Source organism: Corallococcus sp. Z5C101001 (assembly GCF_007352635.1).
In the GTDB taxonomy this organism is placed as follows: domain Bacteria; phylum Myxococcota; class Myxococcia; order Myxococcales; family Myxococcaceae; genus Corallococcus; species Corallococcus silvisoli.
In genome coordinates, this window is record NZ_VKLU01000014.1 from 259,170 (window position 1) to 281,178 (window position 22,009).

The window sequence follows — 22,009 nt, forward strand, 5'->3', positions numbered from 1 at the left end:
AACTCGGCTCGGCGCTCATGCCGCTCCGGCGCTCGGCCAATACCGTGTGCCGCCGTCGTGCGGAGGCTGCTGCCGGCGCGGCGCTCGTGAAGCTCCGACACTCGGCCCATGTCGTGTGCAGCTGTCTTGCGGCGATTGAACTCGGCGCGGGGCTCGTACAGCTCCAGCGCTCGTCCGCCGTCAATTGTCGCCACGCTACATCTGGACGTGGCGGCTCGGAGTTCACTGGGCTCCATCGCTTGTGGGCCGTCGCTTGCCGCTCCTGTGTGGGGCTCCACGTCGGCTTGATTCATGGCCGGCCTCCACCACCCGAGGCTTCGGCGGGGGCGAGCCACGCGCCCTCCAGCACGGGCAGGCCCTGGGCATCCAGCTCCAGGTCCGTCACCTCCGGCGCCGCACGCAGGCCCAGCCCTTGGGCGTACAGCGGGATGAGGGGCACGGAGGGGGCGAGCGCCAGGGCCCGCTCGCGGCTGCGCGCATCCCGGGCTCCGGCGTCCGTCAGCGCCCCGATGGGCGGCAGCTCCACGCCCAGCAGGTCGCGCCGCCCTCCTGCCTCCAACACCACCGCCAGCGCCGGCCCGGGAACAGGCGGCAGCAGCACGGCGCTCAGCATCAGCTCGAAGTCGCCTTTCGCCTGACGGCTTCGCAGGGCGGCACGCGACTGCGGCTCCAGCGCGACCGTGTAGCCCTGGTCGTGCAGCTTCACCTGGATGCGCTCCGCCACCGCGCGTTGATCCGCCAGCGCACCGTCGTAGACGAGCGTCACCTTGCGCGCCGCCCCCACCGGTGGGGCTCCGGGCCGGGGCCTTGCCCCTGGCGGCATCAGCGCGGGCGGCAACAGGTTCGCCATGGGCACGGCGGGCCCCTTCACGAACAGCCGCGTCAGGTCCTCGCGGTCGATGGCGCTCTCGACGGCCTGCCGGAAGTCCGTGGGCACCTTCCGTGGCGAATACGCCAGATAGGTCGCGTAGAGCGCCGCCCCCGTGAGCGTGTCCGTGTCCGGGGGCGTGCCCAACTCCACCTGCACCTGCCTCGCGGTCCACAGCCGCGTGAGGCCTCGTTCATCCGTGGCCGTGAGCGCCAGGCGGTCCAGGTACGGCCGCCCTTCGGGCCACGCCGTCTGTGCCTCCAGCACACCCCGCCCCGCGGCCTTGAAGGGCCCGGAGCCTGGCGCCGGCGGCGTCGCGAGCGCCGGGTGACAGAGCGAGCGCTCCAGGTCGGGCCACGGGAACGCCAGGGGCAGCTCCAGCGTGGCGCCCGTGGACGTCACCTGCCTGCCTTCGCCTCGCAACGGATACAGCAAGGCGCGGTACGGCGACTGCGCCTCCGGGGAGGACAGCCGCGTCAACGCCCGCGCCAGGGCGGTGGCGCTGGCGGCGGAGGCCAGCGTCACGCGCAGGGCCTGGGGCACCGGCCGCGCCAGCTCACGCGCGAGCGTCGGGTGCAGCCGGCCGTCGGCGTCCAGGCGACACACGGGCCGCGTCAACAGCCCCAACAGCGCGGCCTCCATCGGGGTGTCGGCGAGCGCGGGCTCCCCAATCTCGGGCGGGCCGGCGTGGGCCGCGCGCAGCTCGCCGCCGTAGCGGGGACGGCTGGCCGCCAGCGCTGGCGAGGAAGCGACGAGGACGAGGCCCACGAGGGCGGAGCGGATCATCACGGTGCACCCTGGCGCAGGAGGAACAGCTCGCTCGTGCCATCCGGCTTCCACGAACCGACGATGACTTCCCTGCGCTTGTCGCCATCCAGGTCCGCCGTCACCACGAACAGCGCGCGGCCCGAAGGAAGCGCGCCCTGCCACAGGGGCTCATGCGCCATCGGCGCGTCGGGCGTCAGCGACAGCACCCGCAGCGTGTCCGGGGCCGGCTGGAGCTGCGGCGACGTCGTGAGCAGCTCCGGCACGCCGTCCCCATCCAGGTCCGCCAGCGCGCTGCCCGCCCCCAACCCGGACAGCCTCGCCGGCGCGGACGTGGGACGCGCATAGAGGGCCGCCGTGCCATCCGCATGGACGAACAGCATGCGCGGCGGCGCGAAGCTCGCCGTGCCGAAGGGCGCGGGCACGGTGAGCCCCCGTCCATCCGCCAGCCGGAGCTCCGGGGCGAACACCGTCTGACCCGGCACGAACGCCCCACGCTCCGCCGACCCCAGCGGCGCGGCGTCCAGCGTCCCCGACGGCCTCAGCACGCCCTTCGCCCTGTCCAGCACGAGCACCTCGCCCCGGGCCAGTCGCGTGCTCCAGGCCGCCAGCCTCGGAGGCCCCGCGAGCACCGCCAGCGCCCCGAAGGGCTCGCGCGTCACCGCCGCCGAAGGCGCCCCCTCCAGCTCCCGGCGCGCGAGCACCCGTCCATCCGCCGCGAACACCACCACCTCGTGCTCGGTGAGCACGGCCACCTCGTCGCGGCCGTCCCCATCCAGGTCCCCCGAGGCCAGCGCGCCGAGCGGCGCCTCCAGCCTCGCGAACACCGCGCCCAACAGGCGCACCGGCCGCCGAGGCTGCGGTCCCGTCCCCGTCACGCCCGTGCCCTGCGGAGCCACCGAGGCCAGCGCCAGCACCGCGGCGTCCGCCTCCACGCCCTCGGCCACGGCCGCCGCGGGCTTCGGCGGGCGCGTGGGCGTACGGCCGGACCAGAAGTTGACCCACGTGCCCAGCACGTCGCCGCGCGCCACCAGCTCACCGCCCTCCACGTCCAGCCGGAGCCGTGCCAGCGAGCGGGCCCCCTGTTCACGGGCGGCGGCCTCGGCGCGCTCGGGCGGGACCTCCAGCACCACCGGCCCCAGTTGCAGGGCGGACAGCCGCGCGGCCAGCAGCGTCCCGAACGCCTGGCGCAGCTCGGCGGAGCTTCCCGTCAGGCAGAGGGCCACGGGCGCCTCCGCGGGCGCGTTGCGAATGGCGTCCGCCACGGCCAGGGCCAGCCGGGCGGAGGCAGGCGGCGCGGCTTCGTCCATGTCCGCCCGGGCGGGCACGGCGAAGGCAAGCGCCAGGAGCAGCGAAAGGAGCGAGCGACTCACAGCCCCCTTTTGCCACCTTCCTCGAGGAAGTAGTTGTCCGGCGTCACCTGTCCGGGGGGAGGCGCCTCGGCGGTGGGCTGCGTTCCTTCGAGGAAGGGCTCCAGGCGGCCCGGGACGGCGTTGCCCGCCAGCAGCCCGGTCGCCGGGTCGATTCGCACCTGCGTGATGCCCGGGGGCACCTCGAAGTCGCGCGCGGGCAGGCCGTCCTCCGCCACGCGCATGAAGTTGAGCCAGATGGGCAGCGCGGCCCGGCCCCCCGTCTCGCTGCTGCCCAGGGGCGAGTTGTCGTCGAAGCCCACCCAGGCGCTGGCCACCCAGTCCATTGTGTAGCCCGTGAACCACGTGTCCTTGGACTCGTTGGTGGTGCCCGTCTTGCCCGCGGCGGGGCGGTTCAGCTCCCGCACCGCGCGCGCCGAGCCGTCCTCCACCACGCTGCGCATCAGCGAGGTCGCCAGGTACGCCACCGCCGGGGGCAGCGTCTCCTCGAAGGCGGGCTGGTGCTCCTCCAGCACGGTGCCCTTCGCGTCGGTCACGCGCAGCAGCGTCAGGGGCTCCGCGTAGCGGCCGTTGGACTGGAGCGTGGCGTACGCGTTGACGGCCTCCAGCATCGTCACCTCGCCGGTGCCCAGCGCCAGCGTGAGGTTCTCCGGCATCGCGGAGCGGATGCCCGCCCGGCGCGCGAAGTCGATGGCGGTCGCCGGGGTGATGGCCTCGATGAGCCGCACGGACACCGTGTTCTTCGACTTGCTGAGCGCCGTGCGCAGCGTCATGGGGCCCTCGAACCGGGCGTCGAAGTTCTTCGGCTTCCACATCTTGCCCGTGTACGGGTCGCGGATGGACTCCGGCGCGTCGTTCACCATGGACAGGGGCGTGAAGCGGCCGCTGGCCAGCGCCGCCGCGTAGATGAAGGGCTTGAAGGACGAGCCCGGCTGGCGCTTGGCCTGCGTGGCGCGGTTGAACGACGAGCGCTCCGCGTCGTAGCCGCCCACCATCGCCACCACGTTGCGGTTGGCCGGGTTGATGACGACGAGGCCGCCCTGCACCACGGGCACCTGATCCAACGTGGCCTCCACGAAGGCCGGCGCCGGAGGGGCCTTGAGCACGCGCACGAACACCAGCTCCCCGGGCGTGAACACCTCCGAGATGTCCTTCGGTGCCTTCTTGCCCTTCTGCCGCGCCCAGTTGACGGACGCGAAGGGCACCTCCGCGGTGCGGCCCACCAGGTCCACGCGGGCCACGTCGCGCTTCACGTCCACCTCCGTGACGTAGCCGGCGAGGCGCAGGCCCTCCTCCATCGGACGGAGGATGACCTGCCCCGCGCGCTCGCGCTCCGGAGACTGGGGGGCCTCCTCCTCTTCCTCGTCGGCCGCCAGGGCCGCGGGGCGCTGCTCCTCGGCGCCCTCCGTCTCCGGCGCGAGCGCCTTGGACGGGGCGGCGGGCGCGGGGGCCAGTGCGAGCGGCGCCAGGTCCGCGACATAGCCCTGGTCCTTCTGCCGGCGGCCCGCCTCCTCGATGCGCTGGACGATGAGCGCGCGGTAGCGCTTCCACTGGGACTCGTCCAGCTTGCCCAGCGCGCCCCGGTAGCCCTGCCGCCGGTCCAGCGCCTCCAGGCCGTCGCGCACGGCCTGCTCGGCGGTGGCCTGGAGCTTGGGCAGCAGCGCGATGTCCACGCGCAGGCCGCCCTCCATGACCATCTTCTCACCGTAGCGTTCGATGAGCGCGCGGCGGATCTCCTCCGCGTAGTAGGCGCCCGCGCTCACCGCCTTGCGCGGCGCGAGCACGATGGGCTTCTCCTTCTCCACGTCCACCACCGCGCGCGGCACGAAGCCCTGCTTGGCCATCTGCTCCAGCACGTAGCGCTGGCGCGACTTGGCGCGGGTGATGTTCGTCACCGGGTTGATGCGATGGGGCTGCTGCACGGTGCCCGCGAGCACGGCGGCCTCGCCCACGGACAGGTCCTTCGCGTGCTTGCCGAAGTAGAAGAGCGCCGCCTCCTCCAGCCCGTAGCGGCGCTGCCCGAAGTACACGCCGTTGATGTAGAGGCTGAGGATCTGATCCTTCGTGAGGGCCTGCTCCAGCCGAGGGGTGAGGATCCACTCGCGGATCTTCCGGCCCAGGCTGCGCTCCGGCGTGAGCAGCATGTTCTTCACCACCTGCTGCGTGAGCGTGGACGCGCCGGACTTGCGGCTGCCCGGGATGAGGTTCTTCACGCCCGCGCGCAGGATGCCGAAGGGGTCCAGGCCTTCGTGCTTGTAGAAGTCCGCGTCCTCGGCGGCGAGGAACGCGTTGCGCACGTGAGGTGGCAGGTCCTCGATGCGGATGAGCGTGCGGCGCTCCAGCGCGAACTCGGCGCAGAGCGTGCCGTCCGCGCACGTCACCTTCGTCACCTGCGGCGGCCGGTAGTTGCGCAGCGACTCCACGGACGGCAGGTCGCGGCTGAAGTAGGCGTAGGCGCCCACGCACACGGCGATGACGAGCCCGAGCCCGACGACGCCCAGCACCATGAGCCGCTTCGTCCAGCGCCAGAGCGCGGCGCCGAAGCCGCCCTTCCGGGATGGCGGCGGGGCCCCGGTCGGGGCCGGGGGAAGGGGCTCGGGAGAGAGGGGCATCGGTCGGGCCGGAGTCATGAGGCTCTTGAAGGCAGAAGAAGGCTGCAAGGTTAGACCGGGGGAGGGGCGGGGTGAACCCGCGTGGGACCTCCCCCCGGTCTGGCGAGGTATCTCCTGGTCGCCCGCCCTACGGCACGACGGGCTCGGACGGCTCGGACGGGGCGCCCTGGGAGGTCGGGTCGGCGCGGGCCACGCGGCCCACCCGCTCCGCGTTGACGCGGGCCTGCACGTAGCGGGGCGACAGCCGGGTGGCGGCGGCGTACGCGGCGCGGGCCTCCTCCAGCCGCCCCAGGCGCTCGTTGGCGACGCCCAGGTTGTTCTGCACGTAGGCCACGTGGGGAAGCAGGGCGGCGGCCTGGGTGAGGACCTCCACGGCGCGGGCATTGTCATTGGCGCGCAGGTAGGCGAACCCCAGGTTGTTGAGCGCGTGGCCGTGCTCGGGCGCCAGGTGCACGGCCTGCTGGAAGCGCAGGATGGCGGAGCCCAGCTCGTTGGCGCCCAGGTGCGCGCGGCCGAGCACCTGGTACACCTCCGCGTCCTCCGGGTCGCGCAGGAGCGCCTCCTCGCCCACGCGGATGGCCTCCGCATGGCGGCCCTGCGACACCAGGAGCCGCGCCTGCTGCACGAGCGCCCCCGTTTCGGTGGGCTCCGCCTGCCCCAGCCGGGCGTACGCGTCGAGGGCGAGCGCCGTGTCTCCGGCGAGCCGCGCGGTGCGCGCCAGCTGGGCCAGGGTGTCCGTGTCGCCCGGGGCGTCGTGGAGCGCGCGGCGCAGCTCGGTCACCGCGCCGGACAGGTCGCCCAGGTCGCGCAGCCCCTGCGCGCGGGCCACGTGGTCCACGCGGCGGGCGTGCACATGCGGCAGCGCCAGGGCGTCGCCCGGGGCCGGGGCCTCCACCGGGGCGGCCTCGTCCAGGAGGCGCGGCGCGGCCATCAGCGACGGCTCCCCGGCGGGGAGGTCCCGCGGGAGGGGGGCGGCGGCGGGGGCCGAGCGGGCTTCGACGGCGTGGGCGAGCCAGGGCTTGAGCAGGCGGGGCAGGGGGACGTCCTCCCAGGCGGCGAGGCCCAGGGCGGCGAGCGCGGCGGGGACGAGGGCCTTGCGAAGCGCGGGCGGCACGGTGAAGCGCCGGGAGGAGGCGGGGTGGCGGGACCGGGTGCGCGTCTTCGGGTTCATGGCAATCCCCTCGGGGCTGCTCGTGCTGTCGCGTCGGGTCGCCTGGAGTGGCGTCCCGGGGCCGCGGTGGTGGCGGCCCAGGCCCTCCTAATGCGACCGGTGTGCCAACCGGCCTCCCCCCGGGGATGGGGGACGGGGTGTGTCCCTGGGGCCACACGCAGGGGGAAAAGCATGGCAGGGGCGTGGGCCGCGTGCGACGGTCGGCGGCGCATGCGAATCGCGACCTGGAACGTGAACTCGGTGAGGGCCCGGCAGCAGCGGTTGGTCAACTGGCTGAAGAGCGCCCAGCCAGACGTGCTGTGCCTGCAGGAACTCAAGTGCACCGATGCGGACTTCCCCTTCGAGGCGGTGAAGGAGGCGGGCTACTTCGCCGCGGTGCACGGGCAGAAGACGTACAACGGCGTGGCCATCCTGGCGAAGACGGAGCCGCTGGAGGTGGTGCGGGGCCTGTCGGACGGCGTGGATGACACGCACGCGCGCTTCATCTCCGCGACGGTGAACGGCATCCGTGTGGTGAGTGCCTACGCGCCCAACGGGCAGCAGGTGGACTCGCCCGCGTATGTCTACAAGCTGGAGTGGTTCCGGCGCCTGCGTCGCTACCTGGACGCGCGGCACAAGCCGGACGACCTGGTGGTGATGGGCGGAGACTGGAACATCGCGCCGGAGCCCATCGACGTGTACGACCCGGCGCAGTGGGAGGGCCAGACGCTGTTCACGCCGCGCGAGCGGGACGTGCTCCAGCAGGTGTGCACCTTCGGGCTGACGGATGCGTTCCGGAAGCTGCACCCGGACGTGCAGAAGTTCTCCTGGTGGGACTACCGGATGCTGATGTTTCCGAAGAACAAGGGGGTGCGCATCGACCACCTGTTCCTCACGGCGCCGCTGGTGCCCAGGCTGACGGCGTGTGACGTGGACCGCGAGGAGCGCAAGGGCCAGCAGCCGTCGGACCATGCCCCGGTGTGGCTGGAGTTGAAGGACTGAGTAGAGTCGGAGGCATGCCCGTCCTCCGACTCGAATGCACGAAGTGCGACCGGACGTACGCGCCGGGCGCGGTGTGGAACCTGTGCACGGCCTGTCAGGCGCCGCTCTTCGTGCGCTACGACCTGGAGCGCGCGGCGCGCACCCTGCGCAAGGAAGCGCTGCCCGGGCGCGAGCGTTCGATGTGGCGCTACCACGAGGTGCTGCCGGTGGACGACCCGGCGCACCGGCTGTCGCTGGGCGAGGGCTTCACGCCGCTGCTCCCCGCGCCCCGGCTGGGGGACTGGCTGGGATTGAAGCGGGTGCTCGTGAAGGATGAGAGCGGCAACCCGACGGGCTCGTTCAAGGCCCGAGGCCTCTCCGCGGCGGTCTCCATGGCGAAGGCGCTGGGCGCGAAGGCGGTGTGCCTGCCGTCGGCGGGCAACGCGGGCAGCGCGTTGGCGGCGTACGCGGCGCGGGGCGGGTTGGAGGCGCACGTCTTCGTGCCGAAGGACATCGCGTCCTTGTTCCTGATGGAGACGCGGGCGTACGGCGCGCACGTGGAGACGGTGGAGGGGTTGATCTCCGACGCGGGGCGTGTGTGCGCGGGGCTCGCGAAGGAGCACGGCTGGTACGAGTGCGCGACGCTGAAGGAGCCCTACCGCGTGGAGGGCAAGAAGACGATGGGCTACGAGCTGGCGGAGCAGCTCGGGTGGACGGTGCCGGACGTCATCCTGTACCCGACGGGCGGCGGCACGGGGCTCATCGGGATGTGGAAGGCCTTCGAGGAGCTGGAGGCGATGGGGCTCATCGGCGCGAAGCGGCCGCGGATGGTGGCGGTGCAGGCGGAGGGCTGCGCGCCCATCGTGAAGGCACACGCGGAAGGCAAGCCGGACGCGCCGATGTGGCAGGGCGCGACGACGCACGCGCATGGCCTGCGGGTGCCCAGGGCGTTGGGGGACTTCCTCATCCTGCGCGCGGTGAAGGACAGCCACGGCACGGCGGTGTCGGTGACGGAGGAGGAGATCGTCCAGGGCACGAAGGACATCGCCGCCGCGGAGGGGCTGTTCGTGGCGCCCGAGGGCGGCGCGTGCGTGGCGGCGCTCAAGAAGCTGCACGCCGCCGGGGACGTGACGCCCGAGGAGACCGTGGTCGTGTTCAACACGGGCACGGGCTTCAAGTACGTGGAGAACATGGCGCCGCTGTGGTGAGGGCGGCCTTCACGGTGCTGTTGGCCGGAGCCATCGCGGGGTGCGCGGTGGCGCCGGTGCCCGCCATCGAGGACTGGAGTCGTGCGGAGCATGAGGACGGGGCCTCCTGCGAAGGCGCCGATAGGTGTGTGGCGCTCGTTTGCGCCGACGACCTGTGCGGGCTCTACTTTTGCGAGGACACCGGCGCGCTGCTGGCACGGGGAGGTATCCGGCCCCCCGTATCGGCGGCCGCGCCCGGCTCGGGGCCTCGGCGCAACTGGGGCAGCGCTCAGCCTCTCCCTGGAGATCGGGAAGCCATCTTCGTCATCCGTTGGTACGACCACCCGGCCCCCACGCCGACGGATGGTCGGAAGCCTTCAGGTTCCGGCTGGGTTCGTCACCATCTCTATCCACAGGATCCAAACCTCGCGAAGTTCTTTCTGCGGCAGGGGAATATCAACGTGCATGATTTCACGATGGTCATCCCTCGCGCTGAACATGTGAGGCTGCATGGCGCGGGCGGAAGGGGCGGTCCTTGGAATCAGGCGTGGCGCGACTTCGCTCGCAACCACCCGAGTGCGACTCCGAAGGAAATCCAAGATGAGTTGGCCCGGATGATTGTTCAATTCGACATCATGGGCCCCATCGTCCCCTACTACCACCTGCGCTAGGCCCGGGAGGATTCGTGAAGTTCTTTGAGCTGCATCCCGCGGACGGCCCTCGTTTCACTGGCTACATCAACGGGGTGCACAAGTGGGGGCTGCCGGGAGGCCTCTGCCCGGTTTGTCATGCAAGCCCTGGTGGCCTGGGGGAGGCATATCCTTCCGTGGACTTGTCGGGGTGGGCTCACCGGCAGGAACTCGCCGAGGCAAGGCAGGTGCCGCTTGAAGAATACGAGCGGTTGCGTGACCTGCTTCGGTCCCAGGTGCCGTTCGAAGCGCCGTTGCTCCCCGGAGCTGAGTTCGGGACTCTGAGCGGAAAGGCTTCCGGCAAATGGGGGGACCTCCATCTGCCAGACCCATGGATGCTGGTGATGCGACGTGATGCCCTGAAGCGGATGCGTGATGACCAGGGCATTTCGCTCCATGCGAGCAACATAGACCTGCGCTTCCTGGGCCGGGAGGAGGTGGACTTGCTGGAGCTCGAGCTCCACTGCCAGGGGCGCCTGCACGACAGCTGCTTCCCAGGTGGGCGCGAGCCGCCCTGTGAACGGTGTGGCCGCCAGGGAGGCCGCCTCCCGGATGCGCCCATGCTGGATGGGCGCACCCTGACGACCGACTCGGACCTGTTCCGGCTGCGGGACTACACGACCGTCATCATCGCATCCGAACGGTTCGTGGATGCTGTTGCTCGCCTTGGGTTGGAAGGCGTTGTGTTCAAGGAAGTCCCTGTCGTCGGGCCCGTGTGAGCGTCCCCGTCTCGTTCCGCTCCAGCCGCAGCCGCGAGGGTTCGACGAGGCCGTCCGTGGCGTGCATTCCGTGCAGCCCAGGAGTCACACCGCGCCCGCACCCGTCCTTCCCCGCCCCTCCGTGCGATGCTGGCCACTGCCATGACGCCGCCCCCCGACCCACTGCCGTTTCCGGACAGCCTCTGCCACCGCTGCGCCGCGCCTCCTCGCTACGTCCAGTCGCGGACCTCCACGTTCATCCTCTGTCCGCTCCTGCCCCAGAAGTACGCGCCCCAGCCGGTGCGCGCGTGCTCGCTCTTCCGTCCCCAGCCCCCCGGCACCGAAGCGACCTGAGCGCCGCCCGGGCGGCGGACGGCACGGCGGAAGCCCGGGCCCTGGCCCATCCCGCTCGGGGCATCCCTATCCTTGCCTGAAGCAGGGGTGGCGCCGTCGCCGCGCGGCGGGCGAGGAAGCGGGCCCCGAGGCGCCGGCCCGTGTTGCCCTCCACGCACCGGTGTCACGCCACCCGGGACGGCCCGCGCGGGTGGCATACAGTGCGGGCCTCCTGGGTGGCGCGCGCCCTGGATGGGAGGACGTCATGGATTGCGACTGGCTCATCATCGGCTCGGGGTTTGGCGGCAGCGTCAGCGCGTTGCGGCTCGTCGAGAAGGGCTATCGCGTGGTGATGCTGGAGAAGGGCCGGCGCCTCCAGGGGAAGGACTTTCCCAAGACGAACTGGAACCTGAAGCGCTGGCTGTGGATGCCCCAGCTCGGGTGGCGCGGCCTGTTCAAGATGACCTTCTTCCGCCACGTCACCGTGCTGTCCGGCGTGGGCGTGGGGGGCGGCTCGCTCGTCTACGCCAACACGCTGCCCATCCCGAAGGACGACTTCTTCGACGCGGCCTCGTGGGGCCACCTGGCCGCGTGGAAGGAGGAGCTCGCGCCGCACTACGCGACGGCGCGACACATGCTGGGCGCCACCGTCAATCCGCTCCAGACCTTCCCGGATCAGGTGCTCCAGGAGGTGGGCCAGGAGCTGGGCCGCCCCGACTTCCAGCCCGCCACGGTGGCCGTCTACTTCGGCGAGCCCGGCGTCACGGTGAAGGACCCCTACTTCAACGGCGAGGGCCCGGACCGCACCGGCTGCATCGCGTGCGGCGGCTGCATGCTGGGCTGCCGCAACAACGCCAAGAACACGCTCGACAAGAACTACCTCCACTTCGCGGAGAAGCGCGGCCTCACCCTCCACGCGGACACGGAGGTGACGTGGGTGCGCCCCCTGCCCGGTGGCGACGGCTACGAAGTCACCGCGAAGGAGGGCACGGGCTTCTTCAAGAGGACGCGCCGCTTCACCGCGAAGCACGTCATCTTCGCGGGCGGCGTGCTGGGCACGATGGACCTCCTGCTCAAGCTCAAGGACGCGCCGGACGGCCTGCCGAACCTCTCCGAGCGCGTGGGCGACGGCGTGCGCACCAACTCCGAGGCCCTGATCGGCATCGTCAGCGGCAAGCAGCAGAAGGACCGGGACCTGTCCCGGGGCATCGCCATCGGGTCCATCCTCCACACCGACTCGCACTCGCACCTGGAGCCGGTGCGCTACCCGGCGGGCTCCGGCTTCTTCCGCCTGCTGATGGCCCCCCACGTCCCCGGCGCCACCGCGTGGACGCGCGTGGCCCGGCTGGTGGGCCTGCTCGCCCGGCGCCCCCTGCGCTTCCTCCAGGCGTGGTTCGTCCCGGACTTCGCGCGCCGCACGATGATCCTCCTCTACATGCGCACCATGGAGGGCCACCTGCGCATGCGCCGGGGCCGCGCGCTCACCACGGGCTTCCGCTCGGGCCTCACCACCGGCCTGCAGGAGGGCCCCGCGCCCACCGCCAACATGCCGGAGGCCTTCGACCTGGCGGAGCGCGTGGCCGGCAAGCTGGACGGCTACCCCATGACCATGGTCAGCGAGACGCTCATGGGCATCCCCACCACCGCGCACATCCTGGGCGGCGCGTGCATGGGGGACTCCCCCAGGACCGGCGCCATCGATGCCCGCCATCGCTTGTATGGCTATGAAGGGCTGTACGTGGTGGATGGCGCGGCCATCTCCGCCAACCCGGGCGTCAATCCCTCGCTCACCATCACCGCCCTCGCCGAGCGCGCGATGACGTTCATCCCGGCCGCCCGCGAACGGCCCCGCGGCGACACCGACGCCGCGCTCGATTCCCTCGCGTCCCCGTCCCACGCCGCCGCCTCCTGAGTGGGGCCGCCCCCGCGCACGCACTTGCCCCACGGGGCGTGTGCGCCGCCCTCGCTTGTGCCCCCTTGCGACCCTGGGACGAGCCTCAGTGGCCAGCCGTGATCGACGGCCTCGTACTCCGGTCCCGGATGCGGCTTGTCGCATGGACGCGGGGATGGCGAGGATGTCAATGTTGGCTATGAATGAAAGGGCCCGGTCCGTGTCGGATCGGTCTCACACCGCCGGCGGGGTGGGGGCCGGCAGTGTTCATGCTCAGGCACTCCCCGTGCCCCCAGGCAGCATGGTTGGCTCCGTGAATTCAATGTAGTTCTTAATTTACAGGGTTAATCGCTTCCGCCACCTTTCCGGTCGGGTGAAGAGATGGCTTCGTCCATGTCAGCCTTTTCCATTCGTGCTCCGGTGAGTGTCTGTCAGCGTCTGGAGGGGCGGGCCGCGGCGTTGCTGTCATTGCAGATGCGAGACTCCCGCCGGCGCGTGGACGCGCTGTTCACCTGGCTGATGTTGGGGCAGTGGGGGGCCGCGGTGCTGGTGGCGGTGTTCATCTCTCCCTATGGGTGGGAGGGCAAGGTGCGCGCGCTGCACCTGCACGTGCAGAGCGCGGTGTTGCTGGGGGCGGCGCTGAGCGTGTTCCCGGTGATGCTCACTCGCATGCGCCCCGGGGAGGAGAGCACGCGCCACGTGGTGGCGGTGAGTCAGATGCTCTGGTCCGCGCTGCTCATCCACCTGACGGGGGGGCGCATCGAGACGCACTTCCACATCTTCGGTTCGCTGGCGGTGCTGTCGTTCTACCGGGACCCGAAGGTGCTGCTCACCGCGACGCTGGCCATCGTCGTGGACCACTGCCTGCGGGGCGCGCTGTGGCCGGAGTCCATCTACGGCCAGCTCCACCCGGAGTGGTGGCGCTTCCTGGAGCACGCCTTCTGGGTGGCGGTCATCGACGCGGTGCTCCTGGTCGCGTGCCGGGACGCGCTGCGCGAGGTGGGGGAGCGGGCCTGCCGGCAGGCCCTGGCGGAGGAGGCGAGCGAACAGGAGCTGGCGCTGCGGGCGGGGCAGCTGGACGCCGCCGTGCGCGAGGTGCACGCCTTCCGCGACCACGTGGAGCGGCTGGAGCGCCTGGCGTCGCTGGGGCAGCTGACGGCCAGCGTGAGCCACGAGCTGCGCAACCCGCTGGCGGCCGCGCGCACCGCGCACGCGTTCGTCCTGCGCCGCATGCGCAAGCTCCAGGATGCCTCTACCGACCCGCGCATCCCTCGCTTCCTGGACATCATCGACCGGGAGCTGCAGGCGTGCTCGGTCATCATCTCCGACCTGCTGGACTACGCGAAGGGCCGGCCGCCGCGCCGCATGCCGTGTCCGCTCAAGCCGCTGGTGGAGGAGGCCCTCAGCGTGGTGCCCGTGCGCGAGGGGGTGCACGTGAGCATCGAGGTGCCGGAGGGGTTGCCGGTGCCGCACCTGGATCGCGAACAGTTCCGGCAGGTGCTCGTCAACCTCATCCAGAACGCGGTGGAGGCCATTCCCCCGGAGCGCACCGGCGAGGTCCGCGTGCACGCGGACGCCGGGCGGGACGGCGGCTGGAGCCTGCGGGTGACGGACGACGGGCCGGGCATCCCCGCGCCGCTGCTGGAGCGCATCTTCGAGCCCATGTTCACCACCAAGCTGCGCGGGACCGGCCTGGGGCTCGCCATCGTGAAGCGCCTGGTGCAGGGGCATGGTGCCCGCATCCAGGCGGAGAGCGACTTCGGCCATGGCTCGCGCTTCACCGTCCTCTTCCCCGACGTGCGCGGGCCAGCGGGGGCGGTGCCGGTGCATCCCTGAAGAGGTCGCGGTGGGTTGGCTTCATGCAAACCGGGCGTGTGGGCCCGTGCGGTCACGGAGGTAGGCATGCAGGCACAGGGGAAGCCGTCGAAGGAGGCGGGCTCGGTGGAAGCGGACTGGGCGGTGCGGCGCATGGCTGCGACGGAGCTGGACACCGCCCGAGGCATGTTCTTCCTCGGGGTGCTGGAGTCGGTGCGCACCGGGGTGGGCGAGGACGCGGTGGCGGCGTGCCGCGCCGCCACGGAGGAGCGCCGCTTCGTGGGCTTCTTCAACTACCCGGTGGCCAGCTTCCTCAAGCTGGCCCAGGCGGCGTCGCGCGTGCTCGCGCCACGGTGGGGGGGAGACGACGAAGCGCTGCGGCAGATGGGGATGCAGGCCACGCGCAGCTTCCTGGAGTCCGCGGTGGGGCGCACCTTCCTGCTGCTGGCGGCGGGCGACCCGCGCAAGCTCGTGACCAACCTGCCGTCCGGCTACCAGATGGCGGTGAGCTACGGGGACCGGTCCGTGGAGTGGAAGGGGGAGGTGGACGCGCTGTTCGTCATGCGGCGCGACTTCATGCCGGCGCCCTACCATGAAGGCGTGCTGCGCGAGGTGCTCACGATGGTGGGCGCGCGCAACCCGACGGTCCACGGCCGGAAGCTCGGCCTGCTGGACACCGAATACCTCATCTCGTGGGACTCGCCCGTCGTGGTGCCGACGGGCATCGTGAAGGAGACGGGCTGGCGGATGTTCCAGTAGGGCTTCTGGCGGGGGCCGGGGGCGTGGTCCCGGTCCCCGGCGCCGCCGCGTCAGAACGCGATGCCCGTCTGCACCTGCGGCGAGAAGCTGACGCCGCCGTGGCCCGGCCTGCCGGTGATGAAGAAGGGCAGGTCCAACTCCACGAACCACTTCAGGCCGTCCTGGATGGGGAAGCCCTTGTTGATGATGGGCACCAGGCCCAGGTTGAACGGCACGCCGGAGCCCACCTGCACGGCGGTGCGCAGGCCGCCGGAGAACTCGCCAAAGTCATACACGACGCCCGGATCCACCACGATGCTGGTGCTGGCGCTCGCGGGCGTCCCGTCATCCGAGAACCGCCAGCGCGTGAACCCGATGAACTCGAAGTCGATGGACCACTTCTTGTTGAGCTTCACCGTCACGCCGGGCGCGATGCCCACCTGGATGAAGTCCGCGAAGATGACCGTGGTGTCCTCGTCGGTGAAGCTCACGATGGGCACCACGATTCCCCAGTGGCCGCCCAGCTTGGGCCAGGCTTCCTCCGCGCCGGAGCCGCCCGTGCCCGCCTCCGCGTGATGGCGGCCGTGGTGCCGGCCCTGGGAGCTGTCGAGCAGATGGACTCCGGGCCGCTCCTCCGGATCCACCTGCGCGTCCGAGTCCGAGTCCGCGTTCGCCACCTGGGGGGAGATTGCCGCCATCAGCGCGACCAGTCCCCCCAGCCCCATCCGTCCCCTCCACCCCATGTCGCTGTCCCCTTCGTGTGGGCCGTGCCCGTGAGCTCCTGCGGACGGCACCGTGGCTTGAGGGGGGATGTTGGGAAGCGCCCCGGGCCCCGCCAACCCTGAACGGACCGGGGGGCTGGAGCGCGTCGGGTTCCGGATGGCGAGGGAACTTGCGCAGGCGGTGCGGGGGGGCACGATGCCGGGGCTCCCCTCGCACCGTGAGGTCCCCCGCGTGAGCCGCAGTGAAAGCCTGGAACGGACGGACCGCTGGCGTCGGCTCCTGTCGGACGCCCGCATCGGCTCCGAGCCGCGCGCCGCGCCGCACGAGGAGCAGGAGGCCGCGCACCGGCAGCTGGATGAGCGCAGCGACTACTACCGGGACTATGATCGCATCGTCTTCTCCAGCGAGTTCCGCTGCCTGCACGACAAGACGCAGGTGTTTCCGCTGTCGACGAGCGACTACACGCGCACACGGCTCACGCACAGCATCGAGGCGTCCTGCGTGGGCCGCTCCCTGGGACATCAGGCCGGCCTGGGCTTGAAGGCGCAGGGCGTGGCGCTGGACCCCGCGGACCTGGGGACCGTCGTGGCGGCGGCGTGCCTGGCGCACGACATCGGCAATCCGCCCTTCGGTCACTCGGGGGAGGCGGCCATCCAGCACTGGGTGGCGCAGCGGCTGTCGCCGCCGGGGGAGGGGCGCAAGAGCCCCTTCGCGACGGAGGCCGAGTGGTGCGACCTGCGCGACTTCGAGGGCAACGCGCAGGGCTTCCGCATCCTGAACCGCCTCCAGTCGCGCGAGCGCCGGGGCGGCCTGCGCTACACCGCCGCGACGCTGGGCGCGATGAGCAAGTACCCGCGCCCGTCGGTGCTCCCCGGCTCGCGCCCGAAGGCGAAGGGCGTCGTGTCGGAGAAGAAGTTCGGTTACTTCCAGGACGACCTGGACCTGGCGCTGGAGGCCTACCGCGCCACGGGCCTGCGGGAGCGCGAGCCCGGGGTGTTCAGCCGCCACCCGCTGGCCTTCCTCGTCGAGGCGGCGGATGACATCTGCTACGCGGTCATCGACCTGGAGGACTCCGCGAAGCTGGGGCTCGTGCCCATGGCGCGGGCCTGTGAGCTGCTGGAGTCCGTGCTGCCGGAGTCCGGAGGCCGTGCGCCGCCCCGGCACCTGGAGACGCGCATGGCGCAGGCGCGGGCGCGGGCCATCGGGAAGCTCATCCCGAAGTGCGTGGAGGCCTTCCTGGAGCACGCGCGCGACCTGGAGGCGGGGCGGACGGAGACGCCGCTCACCGCCCTGCGGGCCGACGTGCGCACGCCCTTGGAGGAGATCACCGACTTCACCCGCGAGCACGGCTACGAGAGCGAGCGCGTGCTCCAGATTGAGAGCGCGGGCTTCAAGACGCTGGGGGGCCTGCTGGACATGTTCGCCTTCGCGGTCGTGGCGGAGGCGCCCAACCGCGAGGAGAAGAAGCTGCGGCAGCTGCTGCCCCTGGAGTGTTTCCAGCGTCCGGAGTTCGCGGCGGCGGACGCGGCGGCGCGCAAGCCCCCTCGGCGGGACGAGGCCATCCTCCGGCTCACGCCCTATCAACGCCTCCTGTGCGTGACGGACTACATCTCCGGGCTGTCCGACAGCCGCGCGGTGGAGCTGTTCCAGCGCCTGTCGGGCATCCAGCTGCCCACGTAACGCGTCGTCCGGTTCCCCACCGGACGAGCACGGGGCGCGTGCGAGACCGGGCGCCGGGCGCTACGCTCCCTTCCCATGTGTGGCCGAGTCACCGTCCGGACCTCCCCCGCGCAGCTCGTCGCCGAGCTGGAGCTCGCGGGCGCGCGCGCGACGCTGGAGCGCGAGCGCTTCAACCTCTGTCCCACGCAGCTGCTGCCCGTGGTGCCCAACGACGGCGCGCGACTGCTGGACGTGTTCCGCTGGGGGCTCATCCCCTCGTGGGCGAAGGACGCGTCCATTGGCAACAAGCTGATCAACGCGCGCGCGGAGACGGTGGCGGAGAAGCCCAGCTTCCGCTCGGCGCTGAAGCGCAGGCGGTGCCTGGTGGTGGTGGACGGCTGGTATGAATGGAAGCAGTCCACGAAGCCCAAGACGCCGTACCTCTTCCACCGCCGCGACGGGAAGCCGCTGGCGCTGGCGGGCCTCTGGGAGGAGTGGACGGCGCCGGACACCGGCGAGGTGCTGCGCACCTGCACCCTCATCACCACCGGGCCGAACGCGTTGATGGCGCCCATCCACGACCGGATGCCCGTCATCCTGTCGCCGGAAGCCCAGGCCGTGTGGCTGCGCCCGGAGCCGCAGGAGGCCTCCGTGCTCCTGCCGCTGCTCGTCCCCGCGCCGGAGGCTCCGTTGGAGGCCTATGAGGTCGCGCGCGTCGTGAACTCGCCCGCCAACGACGGGCCCGAGTGCGTGGCCCGCGTGGCGGCCTGACTCAGGCCTTCTTGCGGAACAGGCGCGCGTCCAGGCTGAAGGGGCCCCCGCCGATGATGAGCGCCGCGATCATCACCGTCAGGTAGAGCAGGGCCATCTCCGCCTTGGCGAACGGATCCACGCGGTGGCGGAAGAGCGCCACCAGCATGGTGAACCCGGCGAACATCGCCGCGGGGCGGGTGAAGAGGCCCAGCGCCACCAGCAGCCCGCCCAGGAACTCCGCGAGCGCCGCGCACCACGCGAAGAAGAGGGGCGCGGGAAAGCCCAGCTTCGCCACGCCTTCCGCGAAGCCGGACAGGTCTCCCGTCACCTTGCCCAGGCCATGGCCCAGGGCCAGCGTCATCCCGAAGACCACCCGCACCAGCGTCCAGCCCACCGCGCTTCGTTCCGCCATGATCCATGTCCTTCGTGAAGACCCGCGTCGCGGCGCATCCTGTCATGGCGCGCCCGCGTGGAACGGGACACCCGCGGCCCGCCGTGTCGCTCGGCCGACGGGGTGGGGGGCTCGGGAGCGGCGCGCCGCCGTCCTGGTCGCGCTGAAACATCACGCGGGGCCCGGACACGGTGGATTCACCGTCGCGGGATGCGTGTTCCGCCAATCCCTGCCCCATCGCACCAGGGGCCTCCGGTGTTTCATCCTCCTCCCGGGCCATGAAACATGCCCGGCACCCCTCCAAGTCAGCTCCGAGGCGAGTCCTTGTTTTCATCTGAAGACTTGAAATACGGTGCTACAGCCTCCAGCAGGGGGCTCCCGAGGAGCCCCACCGCGTCACGCGGAGGGCGCAGGGGGCCCGCTCGGCGGCACTGGCGCCGGCCGGGTCTGGAGCGGCCCTCCCGGACGCCCGCCACGAAACTGCGACTGGCGCCCCCAAACACTTCCTGGGAGCGTCTTCGGAAGCGCCCTAGACTCCCGCGGGCCACTGGAAGGACGGGAAGGGACTGGCGCCTACCCACCTCCATGGTTTTCCATGGATGACATGGAACTGGCGCCTCGACTGACCTACAGTTCTTGAACGGAGGGGGAAGGTTGCCCGAACTGCCACCCAGCGCGTATCCGGCCTTGTTCGAGCACACGCGAGACGGTGTGCTCGTGCTCGACGCGACCCTGCGGGTCGTGGCCGTGAACCGCGCCGCGGAGGCGCTGCTGGGTCCCCGTGACGCGCTGGTCGGGCAGTCCGCGGCGGGTGTGCTGCCAGGCTGGACGCCCCCCCAGGTCTCCTCCGAGGGAGGCGCTCCGCCGGAGACGGAGTGGCGCGCCGGCCTGGGGTACCCGGTGCGGGTGCTGGCGCTGCCGCAGGACGGCGGCTGGATGTTGCTGCTCCGGGGCCTGGACGCCGCGCTGGAGGCCGAGTCCAGCCTCCGGCAGCAGAAGGAGTTCTTCGAGGCGGTGGTGCGCCACAGCCCGGTGGCCATCGTCACCATCAGCCGCGACTTCGAGGTCCTCACCTGGAATCCCGCGGCGGAGCGGCTCTTCGGCTACACGCCGCAGGAGTCCCTGGGGAAGAACATCCTCAAGCTGGTGGCCAACGTGGACGACATCCGTCCAGAGGCCGAGGAGACGTCGCGCGAGGTGCTGCGCAAGGACCGCGTGCACGTCGTCACCAAGCGCGTGCGCAAGGACGGCACGGTGGTGGACGTGGAGCTGCGCGCCCTGCCGGTGACGGTGGCGGGCCAGTCGCTGGGCTTCATCGCCATCTACCACGACGTCACCGACCTCCAGCGCGCGCGCCAGTCCGCCGAGGACGCCAACCAGGCCAAGAGCCTGTTCCTGGCCACCGTGAGCCATGAGATCCGCACGCCGATGAACGCCATCATCGGCATGGCGGGGCTGTTGATGGACACGGCGCTGACGCCCGAGCAGCGCGACTTCGCGTCCACCATCCGCCAGAGCGGGGACGCGCTGCTGGGGCTGCTCAACGACATGCTGGACTTCTCCAAGATCGAAGCCGGCCGGGTCGAGCTGGAGCAGCAGCCCTTCAACCTGCGCCAGTGCGTGGAGTCCGTGTTGGACCTGCTCGCGATGCGCGCGAGCGAGAAGTCCCTGGACCTGGGCTACCACGTCACCGACGAGACGCCCGTCAGCGTGGTGGGCGACGGCGCGCGCCTGCGGCAGGTGCTGCTCAACCTGGTGGGCAACGCGGTGAAGTTCACGGAGCGCGGCGGGGTGTCCATCTCCGTGGACACGCCCCGTCAGCCGCTCGCGCCGGGCGGCTTGTTCGAGCTGCACTTCGCGGTCCAGGACACCGGCCTGGGCATCACCGAGGCCGCGCGCGGCGGCCTGTTCCAGCCCTTCAACCAGTTGGATGAGTCCGTGTCGCGCCGCTACGGGGGCACCGGCCTGGGGCTCGCCATCAGCAAGCGGCTGGTGGAGGCGATGGGCGGGCGGTTGTGGATGGAGAGCGAGGGCGTGCCGGGCCGGGGCGCCACGTTCCACTTCACCTTCCAGGCGCGCGAGGCCCCGCGCAGCGCGGACGCCCTCCGCCCGGACGCGCTGAAGCTCCAGGGCCGGCGCGTGCTGGTGGTGGACGACAACGCCATCAACCGCAAGCTGCTGGGCCGGCAGCTGGCCGCGTGGGGCATGGCCATCGTGGAGGTGGGGTCCGGCGCGGAGGCGCTGTCCCGCCTGGAGTCGGGGGCCCGGTTCGACCTGGCCATCCTGGACCACCGCATGCCGCTGATGGACGGCCCGTCGCTGGCGGCGCACATCCGTCAGCAGCGCGACGCGCGCGAGCTGCCCCTCTTGCTGCTCACTTCGTATGATCAGCGCGACGCGCAGCCGCCCGGCCTGTTCACGTCGGTGCTGCCTCGGCCGGTGAAGGCGTCGCAGCTCCACGACGCGTTGATGACGTGCCTGGCGCAGGACCTCATCTCCGCCCGGCCCCTGCCAACGGTGCCCGCGCCCGCCACGCGCGAGCGCTCCGTGTTCAACTCGCGCCCCGGCGAACAGATGCCGCTGCGCATCCTGCTGGTGGAGGACAACCCCACCAACCAGAAGCTGGCGCTGCTGGTGCTGGACCGGCTGGGCTACCCGGCGGAGACCGCGAGCAACGGCCGCGAGGGCCTGCACCTCATGGCGCGCACGCGCTACGACGTCGTGCTGATGGACGTCCAGATGCCGGAGATGGACGGCCTGGAGACGACGCGCCAGCTGCGCAAGGACGTGCCCGTCCGCGAGCAGCCGTGGGTCATCGCGATGACGGCCAACGCGATGACGGCGGACCGGCGCGAGTGCCTGGACGCGGGCATGGACGACTTCCTCAGCAAGCCCATCCGCGTGGAGGAGCTCATCTCCGCGTTGCGCCGCGCCTGGGAGCGTCTGCCGCGCGAGCCCGGTGCCGCCCCCGTCGCACGCGCCCTGGAGGCTCCCCGCGTGGGCGCCCCGCGCATCCGGGGGCTGGACTCCGGCGCGCTGGAGCGGCTGTGGCAGTCGCTGGACGGGCAGGTGGAGCGGATGCTCCCGGAGCTCATCGACACCGCGCTGGACAGCATGCCCCGGCTGATGGACGACGCGCGGGGGGCGCTCGCGCGCGGGGAGCTGGAGAACCTGGCCCGCGCGGCCCACACCCTCAAGTCCAACGCGGCCTACTTCGGGGCGGCCACCCTGGAGTCGCTCTGCTGGGACATCGAGCAGCGCGCGGATGCCCGGGTGTTGGAAGGGCTGGAGCCGCTGGTCGCCCACTGCCAGCAGGCGCTGGAGGAGAGCCGGCGGCTGCTGGAGGAGCTGAAGGGCACCGTGACGGCCCACGCTCGGGGCTGAGG

17 protein-coding genes are annotated in these 22,009 nt (G+C 71.7%); 11 read left to right on the forward strand and 6 right to left on the reverse strand.

Annotation, left to right across the window (positions count from 1 at the left end):
• Positions 1–289 precede the first annotated feature (289 nt).
• The 4 genes from FOF48_RS29515 to FOF48_RS37615 all read right to left on the reverse strand — a co-directional run bounded on the left by FOF48_RS29515 (position 290) and on the right by FOF48_RS37615 (position 6,786).
• Complete coding sequence (locus FOF48_RS29515) at positions 290–1,654, reverse strand: ABC transporter substrate-binding protein (RefSeq protein ID WP_255442814.1); 1,365 nt, start codon at positions 1,652–1,654, stop codon at positions 290–292.
• Complete coding sequence (locus tag FOF48_RS29520; RefSeq protein ID WP_143907017.1) at positions 1,654–3,006, reverse strand: VCBS repeat-containing protein; 1,353 nt, start codon at positions 3,004–3,006, stop codon at positions 1,654–1,656. Before FOF48_RS29520 ends, FOF48_RS29515 begins: the two co-directional genes overlap by 1 nt.
• Complete coding sequence (locus tag FOF48_RS29525; RefSeq protein ID WP_235685776.1) at positions 3,003–5,633, reverse strand: penicillin-binding protein 1A; 2,631 nt, start codon at positions 5,631–5,633, stop codon at positions 3,003–3,005. The genes FOF48_RS29520 and FOF48_RS29525 overlap by 4 nt, the downstream gene beginning before the upstream one ends.
• A gap of 109 nt (positions 5,634–5,742) precedes the next feature.
• Positions 5,743–6,786, reverse strand: a complete 1,044-nt coding sequence (locus tag FOF48_RS37615) for a bacterial transcriptional activator domain-containing protein (protein WP_143907019.1) — start codon at positions 6,784–6,786, stop codon at positions 5,743–5,745.
• A gap of 210 nt (positions 6,787–6,996) precedes the next feature.
• On the opposite strand from FOF48_RS37615, the gene xth reads away from it, so the two are divergent.
• The 8 genes from xth to FOF48_RS29570 all read left to right on the forward strand — a co-directional run bounded on the left by xth (position 6,997) and on the right by FOF48_RS29570 (position 15,118).
• Positions 6,997–7,767 (forward strand): exodeoxyribonuclease III, encoded by a 771-nt coding sequence (gene xth, locus FOF48_RS29535; protein WP_143907021.1) that lies wholly within the window; start codon positions 6,997–6,999, stop codon positions 7,765–7,767.
• Positions 7,768–7,781: 14 nt separating this feature from the next.
• The gene (locus tag FOF48_RS29540) at positions 7,782–8,954 is read left to right on the forward strand and encodes a threonine synthase (protein WP_143907023.1); all 1,173 of its coding nucleotides are present in this window, start codon (positions 7,782–7,784) and stop codon (positions 8,952–8,954) included.
• Positions 8,951–9,604 carry a TIGR02269 family lipoprotein gene (locus tag FOF48_RS29545; RefSeq protein WP_186002117.1) on the forward strand — a complete coding sequence of 218 codons (654 nt, stop codon included), beginning with the start codon at positions 8,951–8,953 and terminating at the stop codon, positions 9,602–9,604. The genes FOF48_RS29540 and FOF48_RS29545 overlap by 4 nt, the downstream gene beginning before the upstream one ends.
• A 14-nt stretch (positions 9,605–9,618) precedes the next feature.
• Positions 9,619–10,341, forward strand: a complete 723-nt coding sequence (locus FOF48_RS29550; protein ID WP_186002118.1) for a double-CXXCG motif protein — start codon at positions 9,619–9,621, stop codon at positions 10,339–10,341.
• 141 nt (positions 10,342–10,482) lie between these two features.
• The gene (locus FOF48_RS29555; protein ID WP_235685775.1) at positions 10,483–10,674 is read left to right on the forward strand and encodes a hypothetical protein; all 192 of its coding nucleotides are present in this window, start codon (positions 10,483–10,485) and stop codon (positions 10,672–10,674) included.
• A gap of 244 nt (positions 10,675–10,918) precedes the next feature.
• Positions 10,919–12,565, forward strand: a complete 1,647-nt coding sequence (locus FOF48_RS29560) for a GMC family oxidoreductase (RefSeq protein ID WP_143907031.1) — start codon at positions 10,919–10,921, stop codon at positions 12,563–12,565.
• 372 nt (positions 12,566–12,937) lie between these two features.
• Entirely contained in the window at positions 12,938–14,380 is a 1,443-nt protein-coding gene (locus FOF48_RS29565) for a sensor histidine kinase (protein ID WP_143907033.1), read from the forward strand.
• A 66-nt stretch (positions 14,381–14,446) separates the two neighbouring features.
• Positions 14,447–15,118, forward strand: a complete 672-nt coding sequence (locus tag FOF48_RS29570) for a DUF2378 family protein (RefSeq protein ID WP_143907035.1) — start codon at positions 14,447–14,449, stop codon at positions 15,116–15,118.
• A gap of 50 nt (positions 15,119–15,168) precedes the next feature.
• On the opposite strand, the gene FOF48_RS29575 is transcribed toward FOF48_RS29570, so the two are convergent.
• Positions 15,169–15,822, reverse strand: a complete 654-nt coding sequence (locus FOF48_RS29575; RefSeq protein WP_143907037.1) for a hypothetical protein — start codon at positions 15,820–15,822, stop codon at positions 15,169–15,171.
• A gap of 229 nt (positions 15,823–16,051) precedes the next feature.
• Here FOF48_RS29575 and dgt point away from each other — a divergent pair, with 229 nt between their 5' ends.
• Both dgt and FOF48_RS29585 read left to right on the forward strand, forming a co-directional pair.
• Complete coding sequence (dgt, locus tag FOF48_RS29580) at positions 16,052–17,500, forward strand: dGTP triphosphohydrolase (RefSeq protein WP_255442815.1); 1,449 nt, start codon at positions 16,052–16,054, stop codon at positions 17,498–17,500.
• 75 nt (positions 17,501–17,575) lie between these two features.
• Positions 17,576–18,250: an SOS response-associated peptidase gene (locus tag FOF48_RS29585; RefSeq protein ID WP_143907039.1), complete on the forward strand. Its 675-nt coding sequence runs from the start codon at positions 17,576–17,578 to the stop codon at positions 18,248–18,250.
• A 1-nt stretch (position 18,251) separates the two neighbouring features.
• Here the strand turns inward: FOF48_RS29585 and FOF48_RS29590 are convergent, their stop codons facing one another.
• Positions 18,252–18,644, reverse strand: coding sequence for a DoxX family protein (locus FOF48_RS29590; protein ID WP_143907041.1), 393 nt, complete (start codon positions 18,642–18,644; stop codon positions 18,252–18,254).
• A 633-nt stretch (positions 18,645–19,277) separates the two neighbouring features.
• Here FOF48_RS29590 and FOF48_RS29595 point away from each other — a divergent pair.
• Positions 19,278–22,007: a PAS domain-containing hybrid sensor histidine kinase/response regulator gene (locus FOF48_RS29595; RefSeq protein WP_143907043.1), complete on the forward strand. Its 2,730-nt coding sequence runs from the start codon at positions 19,278–19,280 to the stop codon at positions 22,005–22,007.
• Positions 22,008–22,009: the final 2 nt, after the last annotated feature.

Bases quoted from the DNA above. Each gene is read 5' to 3' on its own strand.
- FOF48_RS29570 (WP_143907035.1), top strand. From the start codon at position 14,447: ATGCAGGCACAGGGGAAGCCGTCGAAGGAGGCGGGCTCGGTGGAAGCG.
- FOF48_RS29565 (WP_143907033.1), top strand. From the start codon at position 12,938: ATGTCAGCCTTTTCCATTCGTGCTCCGGTGAGTGTCTGTCAGCGTCTG.
- FOF48_RS37615 (WP_143907019.1), bottom strand. From the start codon at position 6,786: ATGAACCCGAAGACGCGCACCCGGTCCCGCCACCCCGCCTCCTCCCGG.
- FOF48_RS29515 (WP_255442814.1), bottom strand. From the start codon at position 1,654: ATGATCCGCTCCGCCCTCGTGGGCCTCGTCCTCGTCGCTTCCTCGCCA.
- FOF48_RS29590 (WP_143907041.1), bottom strand. From the start codon at position 18,644: ATGGCGGAACGAAGCGCGGTGGGCTGGACGCTGGTGCGGGTGGTCTTC.
- FOF48_RS29585 (WP_143907039.1), top strand. From the start codon at position 17,576: ATGTGTGGCCGAGTCACCGTCCGGACCTCCCCCGCGCAGCTCGTCGCC.
- xth (WP_143907021.1), top strand. From the start codon at position 6,997: ATGCGAATCGCGACCTGGAACGTGAACTCGGTGAGGGCCCGGCAGCAG.
- FOF48_RS29560 (WP_143907031.1), top strand. From the start codon at position 10,919: ATGGATTGCGACTGGCTCATCATCGGCTCGGGGTTTGGCGGCAGCGTC.
- FOF48_RS29555 (WP_235685775.1), top strand. From the start codon at position 10,483: ATGACGCCGCCCCCCGACCCACTGCCGTTTCCGGACAGCCTCTGCCAC.
- FOF48_RS29525 (WP_235685776.1), bottom strand. From the start codon at position 5,633: ATGACTCCGGCCCGACCGATGCCCCTCTCTCCCGAGCCCCTTCCCCCG.
- FOF48_RS29540 (WP_143907023.1), top strand. From the start codon at position 7,782: ATGCCCGTCCTCCGACTCGAATGCACGAAGTGCGACCGGACGTACGCG.
- FOF48_RS29575 (WP_143907037.1), bottom strand. From the start codon at position 15,822: ATGGGGCTGGGGGGACTGGTCGCGCTGATGGCGGCAATCTCCCCCCAG.